The 18,465-nt window shown below is 65.6% G+C and carries 20 protein-coding genes; 9 read left to right on the plus strand and 11 right to left on the minus strand.

Annotated features, from left to right (window positions below; all coding sequences use genetic code 11):
• Positions 1-28: 28 nt before the first annotated feature.
• The 5 genes from FJ424_RS16390 to FJ424_RS16410 form a co-directional block, all read right to left on the minus strand.
• Positions 29-1,108, minus strand: a complete 1,080-nt coding sequence (locus FJ424_RS16390) for an ABC transporter substrate-binding protein (RefSeq protein ID WP_140640069.1) — start codon at positions 1,106-1,108, stop codon at positions 29-31.
• A 39-nt stretch (positions 1,109-1,147) separates the two neighbouring features.
• Complete coding sequence (locus tag FJ424_RS16395) at positions 1,148-2,116, minus strand: PfkB family carbohydrate kinase (protein WP_140656761.1); 969 nt, start codon at positions 2,114-2,116, stop codon at positions 1,148-1,150.
• Positions 2,113-3,144: an ADP-ribosylglycohydrolase family protein gene (locus tag FJ424_RS16400; protein ID WP_140656756.1), complete on the minus strand. Its 1,032-nt coding sequence runs from the start codon at positions 3,142-3,144 to the stop codon at positions 2,113-2,115. The genes FJ424_RS16395 and FJ424_RS16400 overlap by 4 nt, the downstream gene beginning before the upstream one ends.
• Before the next feature lie 2 nt (positions 3,145-3,146).
• Positions 3,147-3,872, minus strand: a complete 726-nt coding sequence (locus FJ424_RS16405; protein WP_140656750.1) for a GntR family transcriptional regulator — start codon at positions 3,870-3,872, stop codon at positions 3,147-3,149.
• A gap of 94 nt (positions 3,873-3,966) precedes the next feature.
• Positions 3,967-4,737 (minus strand): IclR family transcriptional regulator C-terminal domain-containing protein, encoded by a 771-nt coding sequence (locus tag FJ424_RS16410; protein ID WP_140656744.1) that lies wholly within the window; start codon positions 4,735-4,737, stop codon positions 3,967-3,969.
• Between the two features lie 106 nt (positions 4,738-4,843).
• On the opposite strand from FJ424_RS16410, the gene FJ424_RS16415 reads away from it, so the two are divergent.
• Genes FJ424_RS16415 through pcaF form a run of 3 tightly spaced genes read left to right on the plus strand, consistent with a single transcriptional unit; the run spans position 4,844 to position 7,707 of the window.
• On the plus strand, positions 4,844-5,701 hold the full coding sequence (locus tag FJ424_RS16415; RefSeq protein ID WP_140656740.1) for a CoA transferase subunit A: 858 nt from the start codon (positions 4,844-4,846) through the stop codon (positions 5,699-5,701).
• Positions 5,698-6,501 carry a CoA-transferase subunit beta gene (locus FJ424_RS16420; RefSeq protein ID WP_140656734.1) on the plus strand — a complete coding sequence of 268 codons (804 nt, stop codon included), beginning with the start codon at positions 5,698-5,700 and terminating at the stop codon, positions 6,499-6,501. The genes FJ424_RS16415 and FJ424_RS16420 overlap by 4 nt, the downstream gene beginning before the upstream one ends.
• Positions 6,502-7,707, plus strand: coding sequence for a 3-oxoadipyl-CoA thiolase (gene pcaF / locus FJ424_RS16425; RefSeq protein ID WP_140656728.1), 1,206 nt, complete (start codon positions 6,502-6,504; stop codon positions 7,705-7,707).
• Positions 7,708-7,720: 13 nt separating this feature from the next.
• Here the strand turns inward: pcaF and pobA are convergent, their stop codons facing one another.
• Genes pobA through pcaD form a run of 6 tightly spaced genes read right to left on the minus strand, consistent with a single transcriptional unit; the run spans position 7,721 to position 12,543 of the window.
• Positions 7,721-8,893: a 4-hydroxybenzoate 3-monooxygenase gene (gene pobA / locus FJ424_RS16430; protein WP_140656721.1), complete on the minus strand. Its 1,173-nt coding sequence runs from the start codon at positions 8,891-8,893 to the stop codon at positions 7,721-7,723.
• Entirely contained in the window at positions 8,893-9,945 is a 1,053-nt protein-coding gene (locus FJ424_RS16435; protein WP_140656715.1) for a 3-carboxy-cis,cis-muconate cycloisomerase, read from the minus strand. The genes pobA and FJ424_RS16435 overlap by 1 nt, the downstream gene beginning before the upstream one ends.
• 11 nt (positions 9,946-9,956) lie before the next feature.
• Positions 9,957-10,571, minus strand: a complete 615-nt coding sequence (gene pcaG, locus FJ424_RS16440; RefSeq protein WP_140656707.1) for a protocatechuate 3,4-dioxygenase subunit alpha — start codon at positions 10,569-10,571, stop codon at positions 9,957-9,959.
• Positions 10,571-11,323 carry a protocatechuate 3,4-dioxygenase subunit beta gene (gene pcaH / locus FJ424_RS16445; protein WP_181182109.1) on the minus strand — a complete coding sequence of 251 codons (753 nt, stop codon included), beginning with the start codon at positions 11,321-11,323 and terminating at the stop codon, positions 10,571-10,573. Before pcaH ends, pcaG begins: the two co-directional genes overlap by 1 nt.
• Positions 11,316-11,714, minus strand: a complete 399-nt coding sequence (pcaC, locus tag FJ424_RS16450) for a 4-carboxymuconolactone decarboxylase (RefSeq protein ID WP_140640091.1) — start codon at positions 11,712-11,714, stop codon at positions 11,316-11,318. The genes pcaH and pcaC overlap by 8 nt, the downstream gene beginning before the upstream one ends.
• Positions 11,707-12,543, minus strand: a complete 837-nt coding sequence (gene pcaD / locus FJ424_RS16455; protein ID WP_181182108.1) for a 3-oxoadipate enol-lactonase — start codon at positions 12,541-12,543, stop codon at positions 11,707-11,709. The genes pcaC and pcaD overlap by 8 nt, the downstream gene beginning before the upstream one ends.
• 68 nt (positions 12,544-12,611) lie before the next feature.
• Here pcaD and pcaQ point away from each other — a divergent pair, with 68 nt between their 5' ends.
• From pcaQ to FJ424_RS16485, 6 genes are all read left to right on the plus strand, one after another.
• Positions 12,612-13,529 (plus strand): pca operon transcription factor PcaQ, encoded by a 918-nt coding sequence (gene pcaQ, locus FJ424_RS16460; protein ID WP_140656693.1) that lies wholly within the window; start codon positions 12,612-12,614, stop codon positions 13,527-13,529.
• A gap of 181 nt (positions 13,530-13,710) precedes the next feature.
• Positions 13,711-15,027 (plus strand): ABC transporter substrate-binding protein, encoded by a 1,317-nt coding sequence (locus tag FJ424_RS16465; protein ID WP_140656686.1) that lies wholly within the window; start codon positions 13,711-13,713, stop codon positions 15,025-15,027.
• Between the two features lie 28 nt (positions 15,028-15,055).
• A complete protein-coding gene (locus FJ424_RS16470; RefSeq protein ID WP_140656866.1) occupies positions 15,056-15,787 on the plus strand; it encodes an ABC transporter ATP-binding protein in 732 nt (243 codons plus the stop codon).
• The gene (locus tag FJ424_RS16475; protein WP_140640099.1) at positions 15,784-16,512 is read left to right on the plus strand and encodes an ABC transporter ATP-binding protein; all 729 of its coding nucleotides are present in this window, start codon (positions 15,784-15,786) and stop codon (positions 16,510-16,512) included. The genes FJ424_RS16470 and FJ424_RS16475 overlap by 4 nt, the downstream gene beginning before the upstream one ends.
• Positions 16,509-17,405 carry a branched-chain amino acid ABC transporter permease gene (locus FJ424_RS16480; RefSeq protein ID WP_140656681.1) on the plus strand — a complete coding sequence of 299 codons (897 nt, stop codon included), beginning with the start codon at positions 16,509-16,511 and terminating at the stop codon, positions 17,403-17,405. Before FJ424_RS16475 ends, FJ424_RS16480 begins: the two co-directional genes overlap by 4 nt.
• On the plus strand, positions 17,402-18,463 hold the full coding sequence (locus tag FJ424_RS16485) for a branched-chain amino acid ABC transporter permease (protein ID WP_140656676.1): 1,062 nt from the start codon (positions 17,402-17,404) through the stop codon (positions 18,461-18,463). Before FJ424_RS16480 ends, FJ424_RS16485 begins: the two co-directional genes overlap by 4 nt.
• Positions 18,464-18,465: the final 2 nt, after the last annotated feature.

The following is an 18,465-nucleotide window of genomic DNA, read 5'->3' on the forward strand; positions in this document are numbered from 1 at the left end:
TCTGCCTCTCCTCCCCGAAAGACGCCGATTACTTCACGTTGACCTTCAGCTCCTGCCACAGCGCCAGGTATTTTTCGCGCTGCTCGTCGGTGATCGGCGCCTGGAACTGGATGCGCTTGGCGACATCCGGGCTGCCCATGACCTTGCGGTTGAAGGCGTCCTCCGGCAGCGCATCGACCGCCTTGGTGTTGGCCGAAACCGGCGCGCCGACCTTGGTGACCCATTCGACATAGAATTTCGGGTCGATCATGTAGTTGATGAAGGCCTCGGCTCCGGCGACGTTCTTGGAGCCGACGGGAATCGAGAACGCATCCAGCCAGGCGACCGAGCCTTCCTGCGGGATGACCAGCGAGACCGGCAGCTTGAAATGCGTCTTGGCGCGATCGGCCGAACCGCTCCAATAGGTGCCGATATCGATCTGGTTGGAAGCGACCATCTGGTTCCAGTCGTTTTCCGAACTCCAGAAGGTCTTGATCTGCGGCATCAGCGAAGTCAGCTTCGCCTTGACCGCTTCCATATCCTTGATGTCGTTGATGTTCTGCCCCGAAGCGAGCGCGCCGAACTGCACCGCCTCGACGGCGTCGTCGCGGATGATGACGCGGCCCTTATGCGCCGGGTCCCACATCTCGGCGATGCTCGTCGGCGGCTTGTCGAAGGACTTGTCATTGATGGCGAGAGCGGTCAGGCCCCAGACCCACGGCACGCCATAGACCTTGCCGTCATGGTTGAGCATCGGCGAGCCGGCCTTGTCCTTGGCGATGTCGGCATAGTTGGAAAGCTTCGAGACGTCGATCGGCTGGATCAGCTTGCCGGCCATCGCCTGGTCGTTGAAGGCGGCATTGATCATGACGACGTCGTAGAGACCGGGATTGGTGCGGATCTTGGTCAGCATCTCCTGTTCGGAGTTGAAGAAGTCGTTGACCACCTTGAAGCCGGTCGCCTTCTCGAAATTGGCGACCGCCCACGGCTCGTCGGCGCCATAGCCCTTCCAGTTGAGCACATGCACTTCCTCGGCCGCTTGTGCTGCCAAAGGGAATACACAAACCGTGAATGCGGAGACGAAGACGGCGGTGGCCGTCAGAAAAGCGGTCAGTCTGGGCATGCGCATGGTATTTTCCTCTCATTGTTTGCCCGATTGACGGGCTTGTTAAGTCGCTTCCGCTCGGCCAAGCGCGGCCGTCGCTGCGCCGCGCTGGGTCAGGAACTCCTGGATCTCTTCATCGGTCGGCGCCGAAGACCCGCCATGGCGGGTAACGGAAAGGGCCGCGGCGGCGTTGGCGTAACGGGCCGCATCGCAAGGGCGCATGCCCTGCGACAGGCCACTGACAAAGGCGCCGATATGCGTGTCGCCGGCGCCATTGGTATCGACGGCCTCCACCTCGAAGCCGGGCACCGCGCGGGTACCGCCGTCGGCCATGCGCACCAGGCAGCCATGCGCGCCGGCCCGGATGACGACGCCTTCGGCTCTGGGGCAATGCTCGGCGAGCAACCGGATGGCGACGGTTTGGGCGTCGCCGGCGCCGGCAATCTCTGCGGCCTCGTCGGTGTTGCAGCTCAGCCAGGTCGCGCGCGCCAGCACCCTGTCCAGGATCGGCCGCGGAATATCGGCGATCACCGGCGTCGGATCGAAGACCAAAGGAATGTCGGCCGGCAGCCCCTCGATCCAGTCGGTGAGCGCGTCACGGCTGCCGGGATAGCTCAGCGTATAGCCGGAGGTGAAAACCCAATCGCCGGGAACGACGTGGACGGGCGCCATCATGTCGAGCGCGAGCCGGCTCTCGGCGCCCGGCCACGAGACGAAGGTTCGCTCCGCGTCGCTGCTGATCATGGCAACACAATTGCCGCTATCCATGAGGGGCGACGGCGGCGTCAGCGCCTCGATGCCTTCTGCCACGAAGGCGGCGCGCAGGAAGTCTCCGTCCGGCCCGGTGCCGAGCTGGCCGCCGAACACCACCTTCATACCGCTGCGGCTTGCCGCGACCATCATGTTGAAGCCGCCGCCGGCGACGCGGGCGTAGCTCGTCGCGGTCTTTTCCGTGCCGGTCGCCGGCAAGGCATCGATGCGGTAGACATAGTCGACCACCGCGCTGCCGACATGGACGAGCCGCCCACTCACGCCGCGTTCTCCTTGCCTGGACCGGTCTTGGCCGTCCGGGCCGCGACCAGATCCCCAACCAGCGCGCGGACATCCGCGATGTCGATGCCATGCAATTCGGGGATGCGATCCTGCGGCAGCCTCGACAGGCCGGCGCAGGCGCCGGCCATGCCCGCGGCAATCGCCCCGATCGTGTCGGTGTCGCCGCCGAGATTGGCCGCGATCACCGCAGCCCGCCATGCATCGCCTTGCGCGACCTCCAGCACGGCGAAGGCCGCCGGCACCGATTCCTGGCTGGCGACGCCCGTGCCGACCAGGTCGACGATCAGCTTGATTGCTTCCTTCTCCGCCTTGCCGCGGACGAGCGACTGCGCCCAGAGAATGCGCGCGGCGATGTCGCCGCCGGTGACCCAATGGCCGAGCACCGCACCCAGTCTTGCAGCCGCGGCGGCATGGCCGGAAGCGGCCCGCCAGTCGCCACCCGAAACACCGAGGCTGACCGCGGCGGCGACCGCCGCAGCCGAGGCAATGGCTATCGAGGTGTTGTGCGTGGCCCGGCATGTCTGCGCCACCTTTGCGACGAGTGCATCGAGCGGCTCCGGCGGCATCATGATGCCGACCGGCGCGATGCGCATCGCCGCGCCATTGGTGTCGCCGCCGCGTCCGGCCTCTTCGGCCGGCACGCCGCTGTTGATGGCGTCGATGGCGCGCTTGGTCGATGGTCCAAGCAGGTCGTAGCTGCCGCGCGCCTTGACGTCGCGCTCCCAGTCGAGCAGCGCACCGACCCAGCGCGCATGGTCGAAACGCTCGCCGGACTCGACCAGGATGCGGCCAAGCAGCAGCGCTTGTTCGGTATCGTCGGTGATCGCGCCGGCCGGCAGTCCCTTCGACACCGGGTGGTCGGCGGCAGGCGCGACGAAATCCTCGACATGGCCGTAGAGCTCGGCGATGCGGGCCGGCGACAGAAGCTGCGTCGGCATGCCCAGCGCATCGCCCAGCGCCCCGCCGATCAGTGCGCCCATTGCCCGATCAATCGCGTCGGCCGCCATGCTCAGAACTCCAGGTGAAGCGCGAAATGCGCGGGGTTGAGCAGGCTGGTGACGAATTCGATGGCGCGCCCGTCGGCGGCGCGCGTCAGGCGGCGTGTGCGCAGGAACGGCGTGCCGGGGGCGCAGGCGAGGATCGCGGCGTCGGCCGCGCTCAGCATCTCGATATCGACCCACTCCTCGCCGTGATCGGGCACCAGCCCTGCCCCGCGCAGCGTCTGATGCAGCGTGCCTTCGCGCAAGCCGCGCAGGGGTATGTCTTCCAATTCGGGCGACAGCGGCAGACGGCTGCGCTCGATCGAGATTGCATGGCCGTCATCGGCATTGGTGCGGGCGCGGTCGACCGCAATGAAGGACGAGCTCTCGACGCCGAGCCTAGCCGCCAGTCCCGCGTCCTCGATGATCTCGAGCCGCAAGGTTCGGGTTTCGGCATTGGCGCCCGCATTGGCAAGCGCGCGCGACCAGCCGATCGCGTCATCGACCGGCATGCCGTCGAAGGTCACGAAGGAGCCGATGCCGACCTTGGTGGTAATCAGCCCGCGGCTCGACAGCTCCTCCAGCCCCTTGCGGACCGTGTTGCGACTGACGGAGAAGCGTTGGACAAGTTCGCTCTCGCTCTGCAGGCGGTCGCCGAAGCCGAGCAGGCCGGAGCGTATCTCATGTTCCAGAACCGTTGCGATCTGCTCGGGCTTGCCCGTGCCGGGAGTGATCTGCATCGCGCGACGGACCATATCGATACCTGTTCAATGAACCTGTATAATCCTGTTCATTAGCGTATTTGAAATGAACCGTCAACGGCCTTCGGCCCAACGGGTCGGTTGGACATCAAACGAAGAAGAATTCCTCGACGCGCTGCTTGGCCTTCCGCAGCACCGGCAGGATGTCGCGCTCCATCGCCTCGACCGAGAAACGCGCCGACTGGGTCGAGACGTTGATGGCGGCGACTGTGCGGCCGGCGCGATCGACGATCGGCACCGCGATCGAGCGCAGGCCGAGCTCCAGCTCTTCGTCCACGACGGCGAAGCCCTCCGCCCTCGCCTTGTTTACGGCCTTGCCGAGCGCGGCGCGGCCGGTGATCGTCTTCGGCGTCCGCCGCTCGATGGACGCTTCAGCAAGGAAAGTCTTCAAGTCATCCGCCGACAGGCCGGAAAGCAGCACCCGCCCCATCGACGTGCAATAGGCCGGCAGCCGCGTGCCGACGTCGAGCGCCACGCTTAAGATTCGCCGCCCGGGGATGCGCGCGACATAGACGACGTCTTCGCCCGACAGCACGGCTGCGTTGCAGGCTTCGTCGAATTTGCCGGCCACCTCGCGCATGACAGGCGCCGCGAAGGTCCAGAGCGAAGCACCGCCGAGCCAGGTCCGCGCGACGGTCAAAAGGCGTGGTGACAGCGAAAACAGCCGGCCGGATTGCGTCGCATAGCCCGTCGCGACCAATGTCAGCAGAAAGCGCCTGGCCCCCGCGCGCGTGAGATCCGCCTCCTCTGCCATCTCGGTCAGCGTCATGCCGGCCGGGTGGCGCGCGAGGATTTCCATCACCGCCAGACCGCGCTCCAGCGAACCGACATGGTCGCGTGAAATTGCTTCTTCTTCCACGAGCGCCTCCAGGCCGGCGTTGACTCAATGCAAAGGTTGGAGTTAAAAGTATCTCATACAAAACACATGTTCGCAATACGAACTTTTCGCACCACGGAGCCCGGAGATGGTCAAGTTCCTGCCGCTGAAAGAGGCGGTCGCGGAGAATCTGCATGACGGCGACACCGTCGCTTTCGAGGGCTTCACGCATCTGATCCCGACCGCCGCCGCGCATGAGGCGATCCGCCAGGGCTTTCGCGACCTGACGCTGATCCGTATGACGCCCGACCTGATCTACGACCAGATGATCGGCATGGGCATGGCGAAGAAGGTCGTCTTCTCCTATGTCGGCAATCCGGGCGTCGGCCTGCTCAGGCGCGCCCGCGACGCCATCGAGAACGGCTTTCCCCGTGCCATCGAGGTCGAGGAACACAGCCACGCCGGCATGGCCAATGCTTATGAAGCGGGTGCCGCCGGCCTGCCCTGCGCGGTGTTTCGCGGCTATCGCGGCGCCGGTCTCGCCACGGTCAATCCGAACATCAAATCCGTGACCTGCCCGTTCACCGGCGAGGTGCTTGCCGCCGTTCCGGCGATCCGGCCCGACGTCACCTTCATCCATGCGCAGAAGGCGGACCGGAAAGGCAACGTGCTGGTCGAGGGCATCATCGGCATCCAGAAGGAGGCCGTCCTTGCCGCAAAGCGCGCTGTTGTGACGGTCGAGGAAGTGGTCGACAATTTCGATGACCTCCACCCCAATCTTACCGTGCTGCCGAACTGGACGATCGCGGCGATCTCCGTCGTGCCGGGCGGCTCGCACCCCTCCTACACGCATGGCTATTACGAGCGCGACAATGCCGCCTATCTGGAATGGGACGAGATCGCCGCCGACCGCGACCGCTTCCAGGCGTGGATCCAGAAGAACGTCATCGAGAGCAACGCGGACGACTTTGCCGGTCGAGTCGAGCATCTGAGGAAAGCCGCATGAGCGACGCGAAGGATATGGGCCTCACCCCGAACGAGATGATGACGATCGCCGCCAGCCGCGCGCTGAAAAGCGACGATGTCTGCTTCGTCGGCATCGGCGCGCCGTCGGCCGCCTGTAATGTCGCGCGGCTGACGCATGCTCCCGACATCACGCTGATCTATGAGAGCGGCACCATCGGCACCGCGCCCGACGTGCTGCCGCTGTCGATCGGCGACGGCGAGTTGTGCGAGACGGCGGTCACTACCGTCGCGGTGCCGGAGATGTTCCGCTACTGGCTGCAGGGCGGCCGCATCTCGATTGGCTTCCTGGGCGCCGCCCAACTCGACAAATTCGGCAACATCAACACCACCGTCATCGGCGACTATGCGCATCCCAAGACCCGCCTGCCCGGCGGCGGCGGTGCGCCGGAGATCGCCACCTCGTCGAGGCAGGTCTACATCAACATGGCGCAGTCGAAGCGCGGCATGGTCGAGAAGATCGACTTCTTCACCTCCTTCGGTCATGGCGACGGTGGCGACCACCGCAAGCGCCTCGGCATCGACACGGCCGGCCCGACTTTGCTGATCACCGACCTCGCCATCTGGAAGCCGGACCCGGTGACCAAGGAATTCACCGTCGTCTCGCTGCATCCGGGCGTCAGCCGCGAGCAGGTGCAGGAAACCTGTGGCTGGACGGTCAAGTTCGAGCAGGCCCTTGACGAGACGCCGGCGCCGACGGAACTCGAGCTGAAGACATTGCGCGACCTGCAGGCCCGCACCAAGGCGGCGCATCAAGGGGCCGCCAAAGGGAAAGCTGCCTAAATGACCGAAGCCTTCATCTGCGATTACATCCGCACGCCCATCGGCCGCTTCGGCGGCGCGCTGTCCTCCGTCCGCGCCGACGATCTCGGCGCGATTCCGTTGAAGGCGCTGGTCGAGCGCAATGCCGGCGTCGACTGGGCGGCCGTCGATGACGTCATCTATGGCTGCGCCAACCAGGCCGGCGAGGACAATCGCAATGTGGCGCGCATGGCGCTGCTGCTTGCCGGCCTCCCGCAGGACATTCCAGGTTCGACCGTCAACCGTTTGTGCGGCTCGGGCATGGATGCCGTCACCATCGCCGCGCGCGCCATCAAATCAGGCGAGGCCAAGCTGATGATTGCCGGCGGCGTCGAATCGATGAGCCGCGCGCCCTTCGTCATGCCGAAGGCCGACACCGCCTTCTCGCGCAATGCCGAGATTTACGACACCACCATCGGCTGGCGCTTCGTCAACCCGCTGATGAAGAAGCTGTATGGCGTCGACTCCATGCCCGAGACCGGCGAGAACGTCGCCGAGGATTTTTCCGTCAGCAGAACCGACCAGGACGCCTTCGCGGTACGCAGCCAGGACAAGGCGGTCGCCGCGCAAGCCAATGGCCGGTTGGCGAAGGAGATCACGCCGGTGACCATCCCGCAAAGGAAAGGCGACGCGATCATCGTCGTGAAGGACGAACACCCCCGCGCTGGCACCACCATCGAGACGCTGGCCAAACTGCCGACGCCGTTCCGCCAGGGCGGCAGCGTCACTGCCGGCAACGCTTCCGGCGTCAATGACGGCGCTGCCGCTCTCATCATCGCGTCCGAGGCAGCCGCGAAGAGGCATGGCCTGACGCCGATCGCCCGTATCCTCGGCGGTGCCGTCGCCGGTGTGGCGCCGCGCATCATGGGCATCGGACCGGCGCCGGCGACGAAGAAGCTTTGCGCCCGCCTCGGCCTGACACCCGAACAGTTCGACGTCATCGAATTGAACGAAGCCTTCGCCTCCCAGGGCATCGCCGTGCTCCGCCAAGTCGGAATTTCCGAGAAGGCGGAGCATGTGAACCCCAATGGCGGCGCGATCGCGCTCGGTCATCCGCTCGGCATGTCCGGCGCCCGCATTACCGGCACGGCGGCGCTCGAGCTGCGCGAGCGCGGCGGCAAGCTGGCTTTGGCCACCATGTGCATCGGCGTCGGCCAGGGCATCGCCATCGCACTGGAGCGGGTCTGACCGCCCAGGCGGATCAATAGGGCAGACCGACGTAGTTTTCGGCCAATGCCGTGGAAGCAGCCTTGGAATGCACGAGATAGTCGAGCTCGGCTTCCTGGATGCGTTGGCCGAACTCGCCTGTCTCGGGAAAACGGTGCAGGATCGTCGTCATCCACCAGGAGAAGCGCACCGCTTTCCAGACTCGCGCCAGCGCTTTTGACGAATAGGCGTCGAGCCCGGCCTCTGACTTCCCGTTGTAGAATTCGCGAAGTCCGGCAAACAGATAGCGCACGTCGCTGGCAGCGAGGTTGAGGCCCTTGGCGCCGGTCGGCGGCACGATATGGGCGGCGTCTCCGACCAGGAACAGCCTGCCGAAGCGCATCGGCTCGGCGACGAAGGAACGCAGCGGCGCGATCGACTTCTCGAAGGACGGCCCAGTGGTGACGGCGGCCGCTATCCGCGGCGGCAGGCGCGCGCGCAACTCGTCCCAGAACCGGTCGTCGGACCAGGCCTCGACGCGCTCGTCGGCGTGAACCTGCACATAGTAGCGGCTGCGCTGCGGCGACCTCATCGAGCAGAGCGCAAAACCGCGCTCGTGATTGGCATAGACCAGTTCGTGGTCGGCCGGAGGCACCTCCGCCAGCACGCCCAGCCAGCCGAATGGGTATTGCCGCTCGAACGTCTTCAGAGCGCCTTCCGGCACCGATTTGCGGCTGACGCCGTGGTAGCCGTCGCAGCCGGCGATGAAGTCGCAGTCGATGCGATGCGTGAGGCCGTCCTTGTCGTAGGTGACGAAGGGCGACGCGCTGCCGAAATCATGCAGCGCGACATTCGATGTTTCGAAGACGGTCGGGAGTCCCGCCGCTTCGCGCTTCTGCATCAGATCGAGCGTCACCTCGGTCTGGCCATAGACGGTGACATGCTTGCCGCCCGTAAGCGTTGTCATGTCGATGCGATGCGCGCGGCCATCGAAGGCGAGCGAGATGCCGGCATGCGGCAGGCCCTGGGCGTGCAGCCTGTCCGCCGCGCCCGCTTGGCCGAGCAGGTCGACCGTGCCCTGTTCGAGCACACCTGCGCGCACACGTCCAAGCACATGCTCGCGGCTCGACCGTTCAAGCATGATCGTCTCGACGCCAATGGTGGCGAGCAACTGACCGAGCAGCAGGCCGGACGGTCCGGACCCAATGATGGCGACCCGTGTGCGCATCAATGACCGAGGCTCTCGATCTGTCCGGCCAACTCGGCCGCAAGCCTGAGCGCGGCCGCGGTCGCCACGACCATCTGCGGCAGGATGAGCCATTCCAGCGTCCAGGCCGCGCCCGAGCGCTCCTGCTCATGCACCAGTGCCTGATGCATCCCGGAGAGCTGCGTGGCGTTGAAGCGCGCCAGCGCCACCAATGCTTCCGCCTTCACCGGATTCTGCTTGTGCGGCATGGCCGAGGAACCGCCGCCGCCGGACAGCTTGATCTCGGAGCCCGTCTGCGCCATCAGCGCGACGTCCTGTCCGAACTTGCCGAGACCGCCGGTCGCCAGCGACAGCCAGCCGGCGAATTCGGCAAGCGTATCGCGCTGACTATGCCATTGCGGCGCATCGTCAAGACCGAGCTTGGCGGCAAGCGCGGCGCGCACCGCGCCGGCCTTGCCGCCGAGCTTTTCCAGCGTGCCTGCGGCGCCGCCGAACTGAACCACTAGCAACCGACCCGAGAGCTCTTTCAAGCGCTCCTGGTGACGCTCAAGCGGCACCCGCCACGAAACGACCCGATCGCGCGCAGTTATTTGTATTGCCGGCTGCATGCGCGTCGTCGCCATGAGCTCGCGGCTCCCGAAGTCCAGTTCCAGCCCGGTGAGGCGCACGATGTTCTCGCCGAGCAGCAGGCCGATATGGTCGACCGCGCCGCGCAGCCTGAGCACCAGTGAGCTATCGATGACATCCTGGCTGGTCGCGCCGAAATGAACGTGCGTATCGTGCGGCGCTCCGACAGCAGCCTTGATCTGGCGCACCAACTCCGGCACCACCACACCGTCCTTGGCGACGCCCGCCTTCAGCTTGGTCGTATCCGGCCGGAACGATCCCAGTGCTTTCACGATCGCTGCCGCGGCATCACGTGGAATGACGCCGCACTCGGCTTCCGCCTCGGCCAGTGCCCGCTCGAAAGCGAGCATCGCAGCGATGTCGGCTTCGACGGAAAAATACCTGGCCGCCTCTTCGTCGCCGAGCAGGCCGGAAAGCAGCGGGTGATCGAAGGGCGAAACGGTCATGGCGGCCACGGTCAGCTGTCGAAGAAGACCGTCTCCTTTTCGCCCTGCAAATGGATATCGAAGACGTAGGTATTGCCCTGACGCTCGGCGATCAGCGTCGGCACGCGCAGGCGATGCTCGATGCGCGCAAGGATAGGATCCTCGGCATTGGCCTTCTCCTCGTCGGAGAAGTAGAGCCTGGTGTGCAGGCCGATATTGATGCCGCGTGCCACGATCCACAGCGTGATATGCGGCGCCATCAGTCGCCCGTCGCGGAACGGCACCCGGCCCGGCTTGATCGTCCGGAACAGGCAGACGCCCGTTTCCATGTCGGTCGGCTGCCGGCCCCAGCCCTGGAAGTTTGGATCGGCGGCGCCGCGCATCTCGGCCGGTGAATTGTAGAGCCCCTCGGCATCCGCCTGCCAGATCTCGACCAGCGCGTCCTTGAGCGGCGTGCCGGTGCCGTCGAGCACGCGGATGCGCAACTCGATGCGCTCGCCCTTGGTCTCACCGTTGACCATCGCCGAACCGAGGTCGCTCGCGTAGACGCCGCCTATACCGCAGAAATTGGGCGTCAGCCCGATATGCACATAAGGGCCGGCGGTCTGCGAAGGGCTCTCCTTCAGCCGGTCGAGCGACTGCGTCATCAATTGCCCTCCGGCCTGTTCTCGAACAGCGTCGAGCGTCGCCCGCGCAGCACGATGTCGAACTTGTAGGCAAGCGCGTCCATCGGGATGGTCGACTGCATATCGAGCGCCGCGATCAGCGCCTCAACCGCGACCTTGTTGGAAATGCCGCCGACGATCGGACAACGCCAGATCAGCGGATCGCCCTCGAAATACATCTGCGTGATCAGCCGCTGCGCGAAGCCGTGGCCGAATACGGAAAAATGGATGTGCGCCGGCCGCCAGTCGTTCGGCCCGTTCGGCCAGGGATACGGTCCGGGCCTGACGGTGCGAAACGCGTAGCCGCCGTCCTCGCCGGTGATGGTGCGGCCGCAGCCGCCGAAATTCGGATCGAGCGGCGCAAGATACCCGTCCTTCTTGTGACGGTAGCGGCCGCCTGCATTGGCCTGCCAGAATTCGAGCAGCACGCCAGGAACGCCCTTGCCGCGCTCGTCCAGCACGCGTCCATGAACGATGATGCGCTCGCCGATGGCGCTCTCGCCGGGTCTGGCGAAATTGTGGATCAGGTCGTTGTCTAGCTCGCCGAGCATCGCATGCCCGAACACCGGGCCGGTCAATTCCGACAGCGTGTTGTCGAACGACAGCAGCGCTTTCTGCGGCGAACGCAGCACCGAGCTTTTGTAGTTCGGCGTCAACGCCGGCGGATGCCATCGGCGGTCGCGCTGGAAGAAGGCGCCGGTTTCCGGCGCCTGGTTGGAGCCGGCCTCAGCCATGATCGGCTCCGTCCATCTGCGCGAACACCTGCTTGGCGATCTTGAAGGCGCGGTTGGCGGCCGGCACGCCGGCATAGATCGCGACATGCAGGAAGGCCTCGCAGATGTCGTCGCGCGAGGCGCCCGTATTGGCGGTGGCGCGCACATGCATGGCCACTTCCTCGTCATGGCCGAGCGCTGCAAGCAGCGCCAGCGTCACGATCGAGCGCTCGCGCTTCGACCAGCCGGGTCGCGCCCATACCGTTCCCCAGGCGGCTTCGGTGATCAACTGCTGGAACGGCCGGTCGAAATCGGTCGCTGCATCCTCGGCGCGGTCGACATGCGGACTGCCGAGCACGGAGCGGCGGACCTCGAGCCCGGTACGGTAGCGGTTCTTCGTGACATCATCCATGAGCAGACTTTCCCTCAGGCAATGAGGCGACGAAATCGCGGATCAGAGTGACGAGCGCTTCGGGCTGCTCGATGCACGGTATATGCGCGGCATCGCGGATCACTTCGAAGCGTGCGCCGGGGATCATTCCGGCCAGCGAGCGGACAAGATCCGGCGGCGTCGAACCGTCCTGGTCGCCAACGATGCAAAGCGTCGGCACCGCGATGCGTCGCGCGCTGTCGGTGAAATCGGCATCGCGCACCGCCATGCATGTGCCGATGTAACCAGGCAGTGCCTGCCTGGTCAGCATGTTGCAGCAGCCGGCCAGGTCCGCCGCACGCTTGGCATGGAATTGCGGCGTGAACCACACTTTCATGATGCCTTCGGCGATCGCCTCGATGCCGTCGCGCTCGACAGTCGCGATGCGCGTGTTCCAGCTTTCGGCGGTGCCGATCTTGTGCGCCGTGTCGCTGAGGATCAGAGCCTCTACACATTCGGGATGGCGGGTATAGAGCCGCTGCGCAATCATGCCGCCGACGGACAGGCCGAAGAGCACGACCTTGTCGAAACCGAAATGGTCGATGAGGGCGGCCAGATCATCAACATGGTCGTCGATGGAACGTACGCCGCCGCCGAAGTCCGACAATCCGTGGCCGCGCTTGTCGTAGACCAGCATCGGCATTTCACCAGCAAGCCGCGCGACGACGTCGTCCCAGATGCGGAAATCGGTGCCCAGCGAATTGATGAAGACGATCGGACGCGACGTGCCGGGCGCCTCGATATGGCGGTGATGCAGCGTGACGCCGCCTATGCTGACGAATGGCACGATTTCGATCCTCCGAAGCCACATTGCACGAGCGGTTTGGTTCGGTAAAATGATATTTTGCGGCGTTTCATTAACTCTGAGGTTATCGAACCATGGCCGAAAGCCGGATCCGCTTCCGCCATCTTCAGGCGTTTCTCGAAGTCGCGCGGCAAGGCAGCGTCGCGCGCGCGGCCGACTTCCTGCATATCAGCGCGCCGGCCGTGACCAAGACCTTGCGTGAGCTCGAAGAAGCGCTCGGCGTCGCCGTGGTCGAGCGCGACGGGCGCGGTATCCGTGTCACGCGTCTCGGCGAAATCTTCCTTGGACATGCCGGCTCGGCGATTTCGGCGCTGAAACGCGGCGTCGATTCCGTGCGCCAGGACGGCGCCCTCAATCGCGACCCGATCCGCATCGGCGCGCTGCCGACCGTATCGGCGCGGGTCATGCCGCTCGCCATGAACCTGTTCCTCGAGGAAAACACCGGCGCCGCGCTCAAGATCGTCACCGGAGAGAATGCGGTGCTGCTCGAACAGCTGCGCGTCGGCGCGCTCGATCTCGTCGTCGGCCGCCTCGCGGCGCCGGAGCACATGACCGGCTTCTTCTTCGAGCACCTTTATTCCGAGCAGGTGCTGTTCGTGGTGCGGGCCGGACATCCCCTGGCCGAGCCGGACGCCGACATCTTCGCGCGGCTCGACGAGTTTCCCGTCCTGATGCCGACGCGGGAATCCGTCATCCGGCCTTTCGTCGACCGGCTTTTCATAACCAACGGCATGACCGCGCCCGCCACGGAAATCGAAACCGTTTCCGATTCCTTCGGCCGCTCCTTCATGCGCCAGAGCAACGCGGTATGGATCATCTCGGCGGGCGTGGTCGCCAATGAGATCGCCAGCGGCGCCTTCGTCGCCTTGCCGGTGGATACGGCGGAGACCAAGGGGCCGGTGGGCCTGACCATGCGCACCGACACCGCGCCCTCGCCCGCCTTCACCATCCTGTTGCAGACGATCCGCGAGGCAGCACGGCACCACGCCTGACGATCGGCTTATCGGTTCGAATTCCACTAACCCAGGGGTTAATGAAACACCGTAAAATATCATTTTACCGAACCAAACCGCTAGTGCAATGTGGCCTTCGGAGGATCGAAAGCCGTGCCGTCCGGCCGCAAACGGAAGACCCGTTTGCCGCCGCGTCGAACGGCGACTGAGGGAGGAGCAGATGTCTCATATTATCGGCAGCAAACCCGCTCTGTCGGGCATTTCACGGCGCCAGTTCATCGCCACTTCGGTGGCCGGCGGCGCCGCACTGGCATTCGGCCGCAGCACCGCCTTCGCGCAAGCCGCCGACACGCTCAAGGTCGGCTTCGTCAGCCCGCGCACCGGCCCGCTCGCCGGCTTCGGCGAGACCGACGGTTACGTGCTGGATCTTGCCCGCAAGGCCCTGGCCAACGGCATCGAGCTTGGCGGCAAGAAATACAGCGTCGAGATTGTCGACCAGGACACCCAGTCGGATCCGTCCCGCGCCGGCCAGCTCGCCAAGGACCTGATCAACAACCAGGCCATCGACCTGATGCTCACGGTCTCGACGCCGGAGGTCATCAATCCGGTGGCGGACGCCTGCGAGGCAGCCGGCGTGCCTTGCCTGTCGACGGTCATGCCCTGGGAGGCCTGGTATTTCGGCCGAGGCGCCAAACCGGGCCAGCCCTCGCCGTTCAAATGGACCTATCATTTCGGCTTCGGCGTCGAGGAATTCTTCAAGGCCTATATCTCGCAGTGGAACCTGATCGAGACCAACAAGAAGGTCGGCGTCATGTACCCCAACGACGCCGACGGCAACGCCATCCGCGCCCATCTGGCGCCGTTGCTCGCCAAGCAGGGTTTCACCATCGTCGATCCCGGCGCTTACGAGACCGGCACCACCGACTATTCCTCGCAGATCGCGCTGTTCAAGCAGGAAGGCGTCGAGATCTTCAACTCCTTCCCGATCCCGCCCGACTTCGCCGCCTTCTGGCGCCAGGCCGCGCAGCAAGGCCTGACCCGGCAGATCAAGATCGCCCAGGTCGCCAAGACCGGCCTGTTCCCGTCCGACATCGAGGCGCTCGGCGACCTCGGCATGAAGATTTCAAGCGCCGCCTATTGGCACAAGGCCTTCCCCTACAAGTCGCCGCTGACCGGCGTCTCCGGCACCGAGCTTGCCGACGGTTACGAGACGGCGAGCGGCAAGCAGTGGACACAGCAGCTCGGCGCCTCGATGTCGCTGCTCGACGCCGGCTTCGCAGCTCTTAAGGCAAGCGCCAACGCCAAGGACAAGGCGGCTGTCGCCAAGGCGCTGAGCACGCTCAAGACCGAGACCATGGGCGGCAAGGTCGATTTCACAAGCGGCCCGGTCCCCAATGTCTCGCCCGGCCCGATCATCGGCACGCAATGGGTCGCAGCCAAGGAAGGCTCGAAATTCCCGCTCGACTATGTCGTGACCGAGCACGCCACCGACCCGAACGTGCCGATCGAGGCCAAGCTCCAGCCTTACAACGGCTGATCTGTCGAGGGACCGCATCGTGAACGCCATGCCCAACGGTGCGATCCTCAGCGCCGCCGGCATCCACAAGCGCTTCGGCGCGCTTGTGGTGCTCGACGACATCGACTTCGCCATGGGCGCCGACGAGGCGGTCGGCATCGTCGGCCCCAACGGCGCCGGCAAGACCACGCTGCTCAGCGTGCTCTCCGGCGCCTATCCGCCGAGCGCCGGAACGATCGCCTTCCGAGGCGATGACGTGACTGCCTTGCCGGCAACGCGGCGCTGCCGGCTGGGCCTGGTGCGCACCCACCAGGTGCCGAAACCCTTCGGCGGCATGACCGCTTTCGAGAATGTCTTCGTCGCCGCCTCGCATGGTGCCGGGCTCGGCCGCGACGAGGCCTATGAGGAAGCGCTCGGCTCGCTGAGGCTGTGCGGCATGCTTGGCGTCGCCAACCGGCGCGCCGAGACGCTCGGCCTGCTCGACCGCAAGCGGCTGGAACTGGCGCGCGCGCTCGCCGCAAAACCAACGCTGCTTCTGCTCGACGAGATCGGCGGCGGCCTGACCGACGGCGAGGCCAGCGAACTCGTCGAGACCATCCGCGAATTGCGCCGCCGCAAGATCGGCATCGTCTGGATCGAGCACATCGTCCACATCCTGTTGCAGGTGGCCGAGCGGCTGATCTGCATGGATGCCGGAAAGGTCATCGCCGACGGCGAGCCGCACGCGGTGATGGCCGACCCGCAGGTGATCAGCGCCTATCTCGGCGGAGGCCCGAAATGAGCCTGCTGTCGGTCGAGGATCTCGTTGTCCGGCATGGCCTGCTTCAAGCAGTGCGCGGCGCCAGCTTCGGCGTCGAACGCGGCGAGACGCTGGCCCTGGTCGGCGCCAACGGCGCGGGCAAGACGACATTGCTCAGGGCAATCGCCGGCGCGCATCAGGCAGCCTCCGGCCGCGTGGTCTTCGACGGCGCCGACCTTTCCGGCGTGCCTTCGCATGAACGTGTCCGCAAGGGCATCGCCCTGGTGCCCGAGGGCCGGCGGCTCTTCGTGCAGATGACGGTCGAGGAAAACCTCCTGCTTGGCCGCAGCGCCGGTCGTCCCGGCGAGTGGAGCGTCGAGCGCGTGCTCGAAACCTTCCCCAACCTCAAACCGCGCCGCCACGCCAAGGCCGGGCATCTCTCGGGCGGCGAGCAGCAGGCGACGGCGATCGGCCGCGCGCTGATGAGCAATCCCGACCTCCTCCTGCTCGACGAAGTCTCGCTCGGCCTGTCGCCGCTGGTCGTCGATCGCGTCTATGCCTCGCTGCAGGGGCTGATCAGTTCCGGCACGACGATCATCCTCGTCGAACAGGACCTCAACCGCGCACTCTCCGTCTCCAGCAAGGTCATCTGCATGCTGGAGGGCCGGATCGCGCTCGCCGGCGACAGCAAGACCGTTTCGCGCGACGAGGTGACCAAAGCCTATTTCGGCCTGCACCGGAAAGGCGCCACAGGCGTGCCGGCATGATGAACCAGATCGTCCAGGGCATCCTGCTCGGCGGCTACTACGCGCTGATCGCCTGCGGCCTCTCCTTCATGTTCTCGGTGATGCGCATCATCAACCTTGCGCATGGCAGCCTCGCCGTGCTGTCGGCCTTCGCGCTGTGGCTGCTCGCCTCGCGCTTCCACATCCCGCCCTTCCTCGGCTTGCTCATCGTGCTGCCGTTGATGGCGGCGATCGGCTGGGCCTTGCAGCGCTTCCTGCTCGAGCGCAGCGCGCGCGGTGGCGCGCTGCTGCCGATCCTCACCACCTTCGGTCTCGCCATCGTCATCGACAATGTGCTGTTCGAACAATTCGGCGCCGACACGCGCTCGCTGGCGCCTTTCATAGGCAGCCTGTCCTACGATTCCTGGGAATGGCCGGGCAGCATCTATGTCGGCAAGCTCGCGGTCATCATCTTCGTCGCCGCCGTCGTCCTGCTCGGCGGACTGCAGTTGTTTCTGACCCGCACCGGGCTCGGCCGCTCGATCCGTGCGACTTCGGAAGACCCTGATACGGCGGGGCTGGTCGGCGTCGATGCGCGTCGCGCCAACGCCATCGCCGCGGCGATCGCCATGGTCACCGTCGGTCTCGCCGGCGCCTTCCTCGGGATGCGCGCCACCTTCGATCCCTACGCCGGCGCCACGCAACTTCTGTTCGCCTTCGAGGCGGCCGTGATCGGCGGCGCCGGTTCGCTCTGGGGAACGCTGATCGGCGGCATCGTCCTCGCGCTCGCCCAGACGCTCGGCGCCAAGATACATCCGCAAGGTTTTCTCATCGGCGGTCATGTCGCTTTCCTGATCGTTCTGTTCATCCGCCTCTACACCTCAGGCCTCGGCCTGCGCGGCTTGCTGCGCATCTCCACGGGGAAGGCATCATGAGCGCCGCCTCCCCTGTCATCGAGCGCGGCACCGCCGCCTCGCGCTTTGCCGGCATCGGCGTGGCGGCCGTCATCCTGCTGCTCGCCATCGCACCGCAGTTCCTGTCCGCCGGCGCCGTCGACCGCATGACCGCGCTGTTCATCTATGTGATCCTCGCCGCCATGTGGAACGCGCTCGCCGGCTTCGGCGGACTGGTGTCGGTCGGCCAGCAGGTGTTCTTCGGGCTCGGCGCCTATTTCGCCATCCGGCTCGCCAATGCCGGGCTCAATCCGTTCGTCTCGCTCTTCATCTCGGCGGTCATTGTCGGCACGGTGTCCTGGCCGATCTCGCTGTTCATGCTGCGCTTGAAGAATGGCGAGTTCGCCATCGGCATGTGGGTGATCGCCGCCCTTACTCACCTGCTCGTCAATCTCGATCGGCTGATCCAGGGCGAGACCGGCACGTCGCTGATCTCGCTCAACGTCTACGATGCATCGACACGCAGGCTGACCATCTACTGGCTGGCGCTGGCATCGATGACGGCGCTGCTCGCGATCCTCTTCGGCCTGCTGCGCGGCAGCACCGGTGCGGCCATCCGCGCCATCCGCGACAATGAGGATGCGGCAGCCTCCGTCGGCGTGCGCGTCACCGGCACCAAGCGGCTGCTCTTCGTACTTGCCGCCTTCGGCATCGGCGTCGCCGGCGCGCTGTGGCTGGCGACCGCCATCACCTTCCAGCCAAAGACCTATTTCAGCGTGCAGTGGACGGCCTACATGATCTTCATGGTGCTGGTCGGCGGCATCGGCACCTTCGAGGGAGCCATCCTCGGCGCGCTGCTCTTCTTCCTCATCGAAACCTGGTTCGGCGGCACCGGCGTCTGGTACCTGATCGGGCTCGGCGCTACGGCGCTGGTCTTCTCGCTGCTCTTGCCGCGAGGCCTCTGGGGCACGCTCGAGGAGCGGTTTGGCTGGCGACTGCTGTCGGTCGGTTACCGCGTCAGGCTTCCCGCGGGGGCATCAAATCCGACCGGCGAGATTGCTTCGCCGCTGCAGACCACCAATTCTCGGGAGAAGGCATGAGC

Source organism: Mesorhizobium sp. B3-1-8 (assembly GCF_006439495.1).
Classification (GTDB): Bacteria; Pseudomonadota; Alphaproteobacteria; order Rhizobiales; family Rhizobiaceae; genus Mesorhizobium.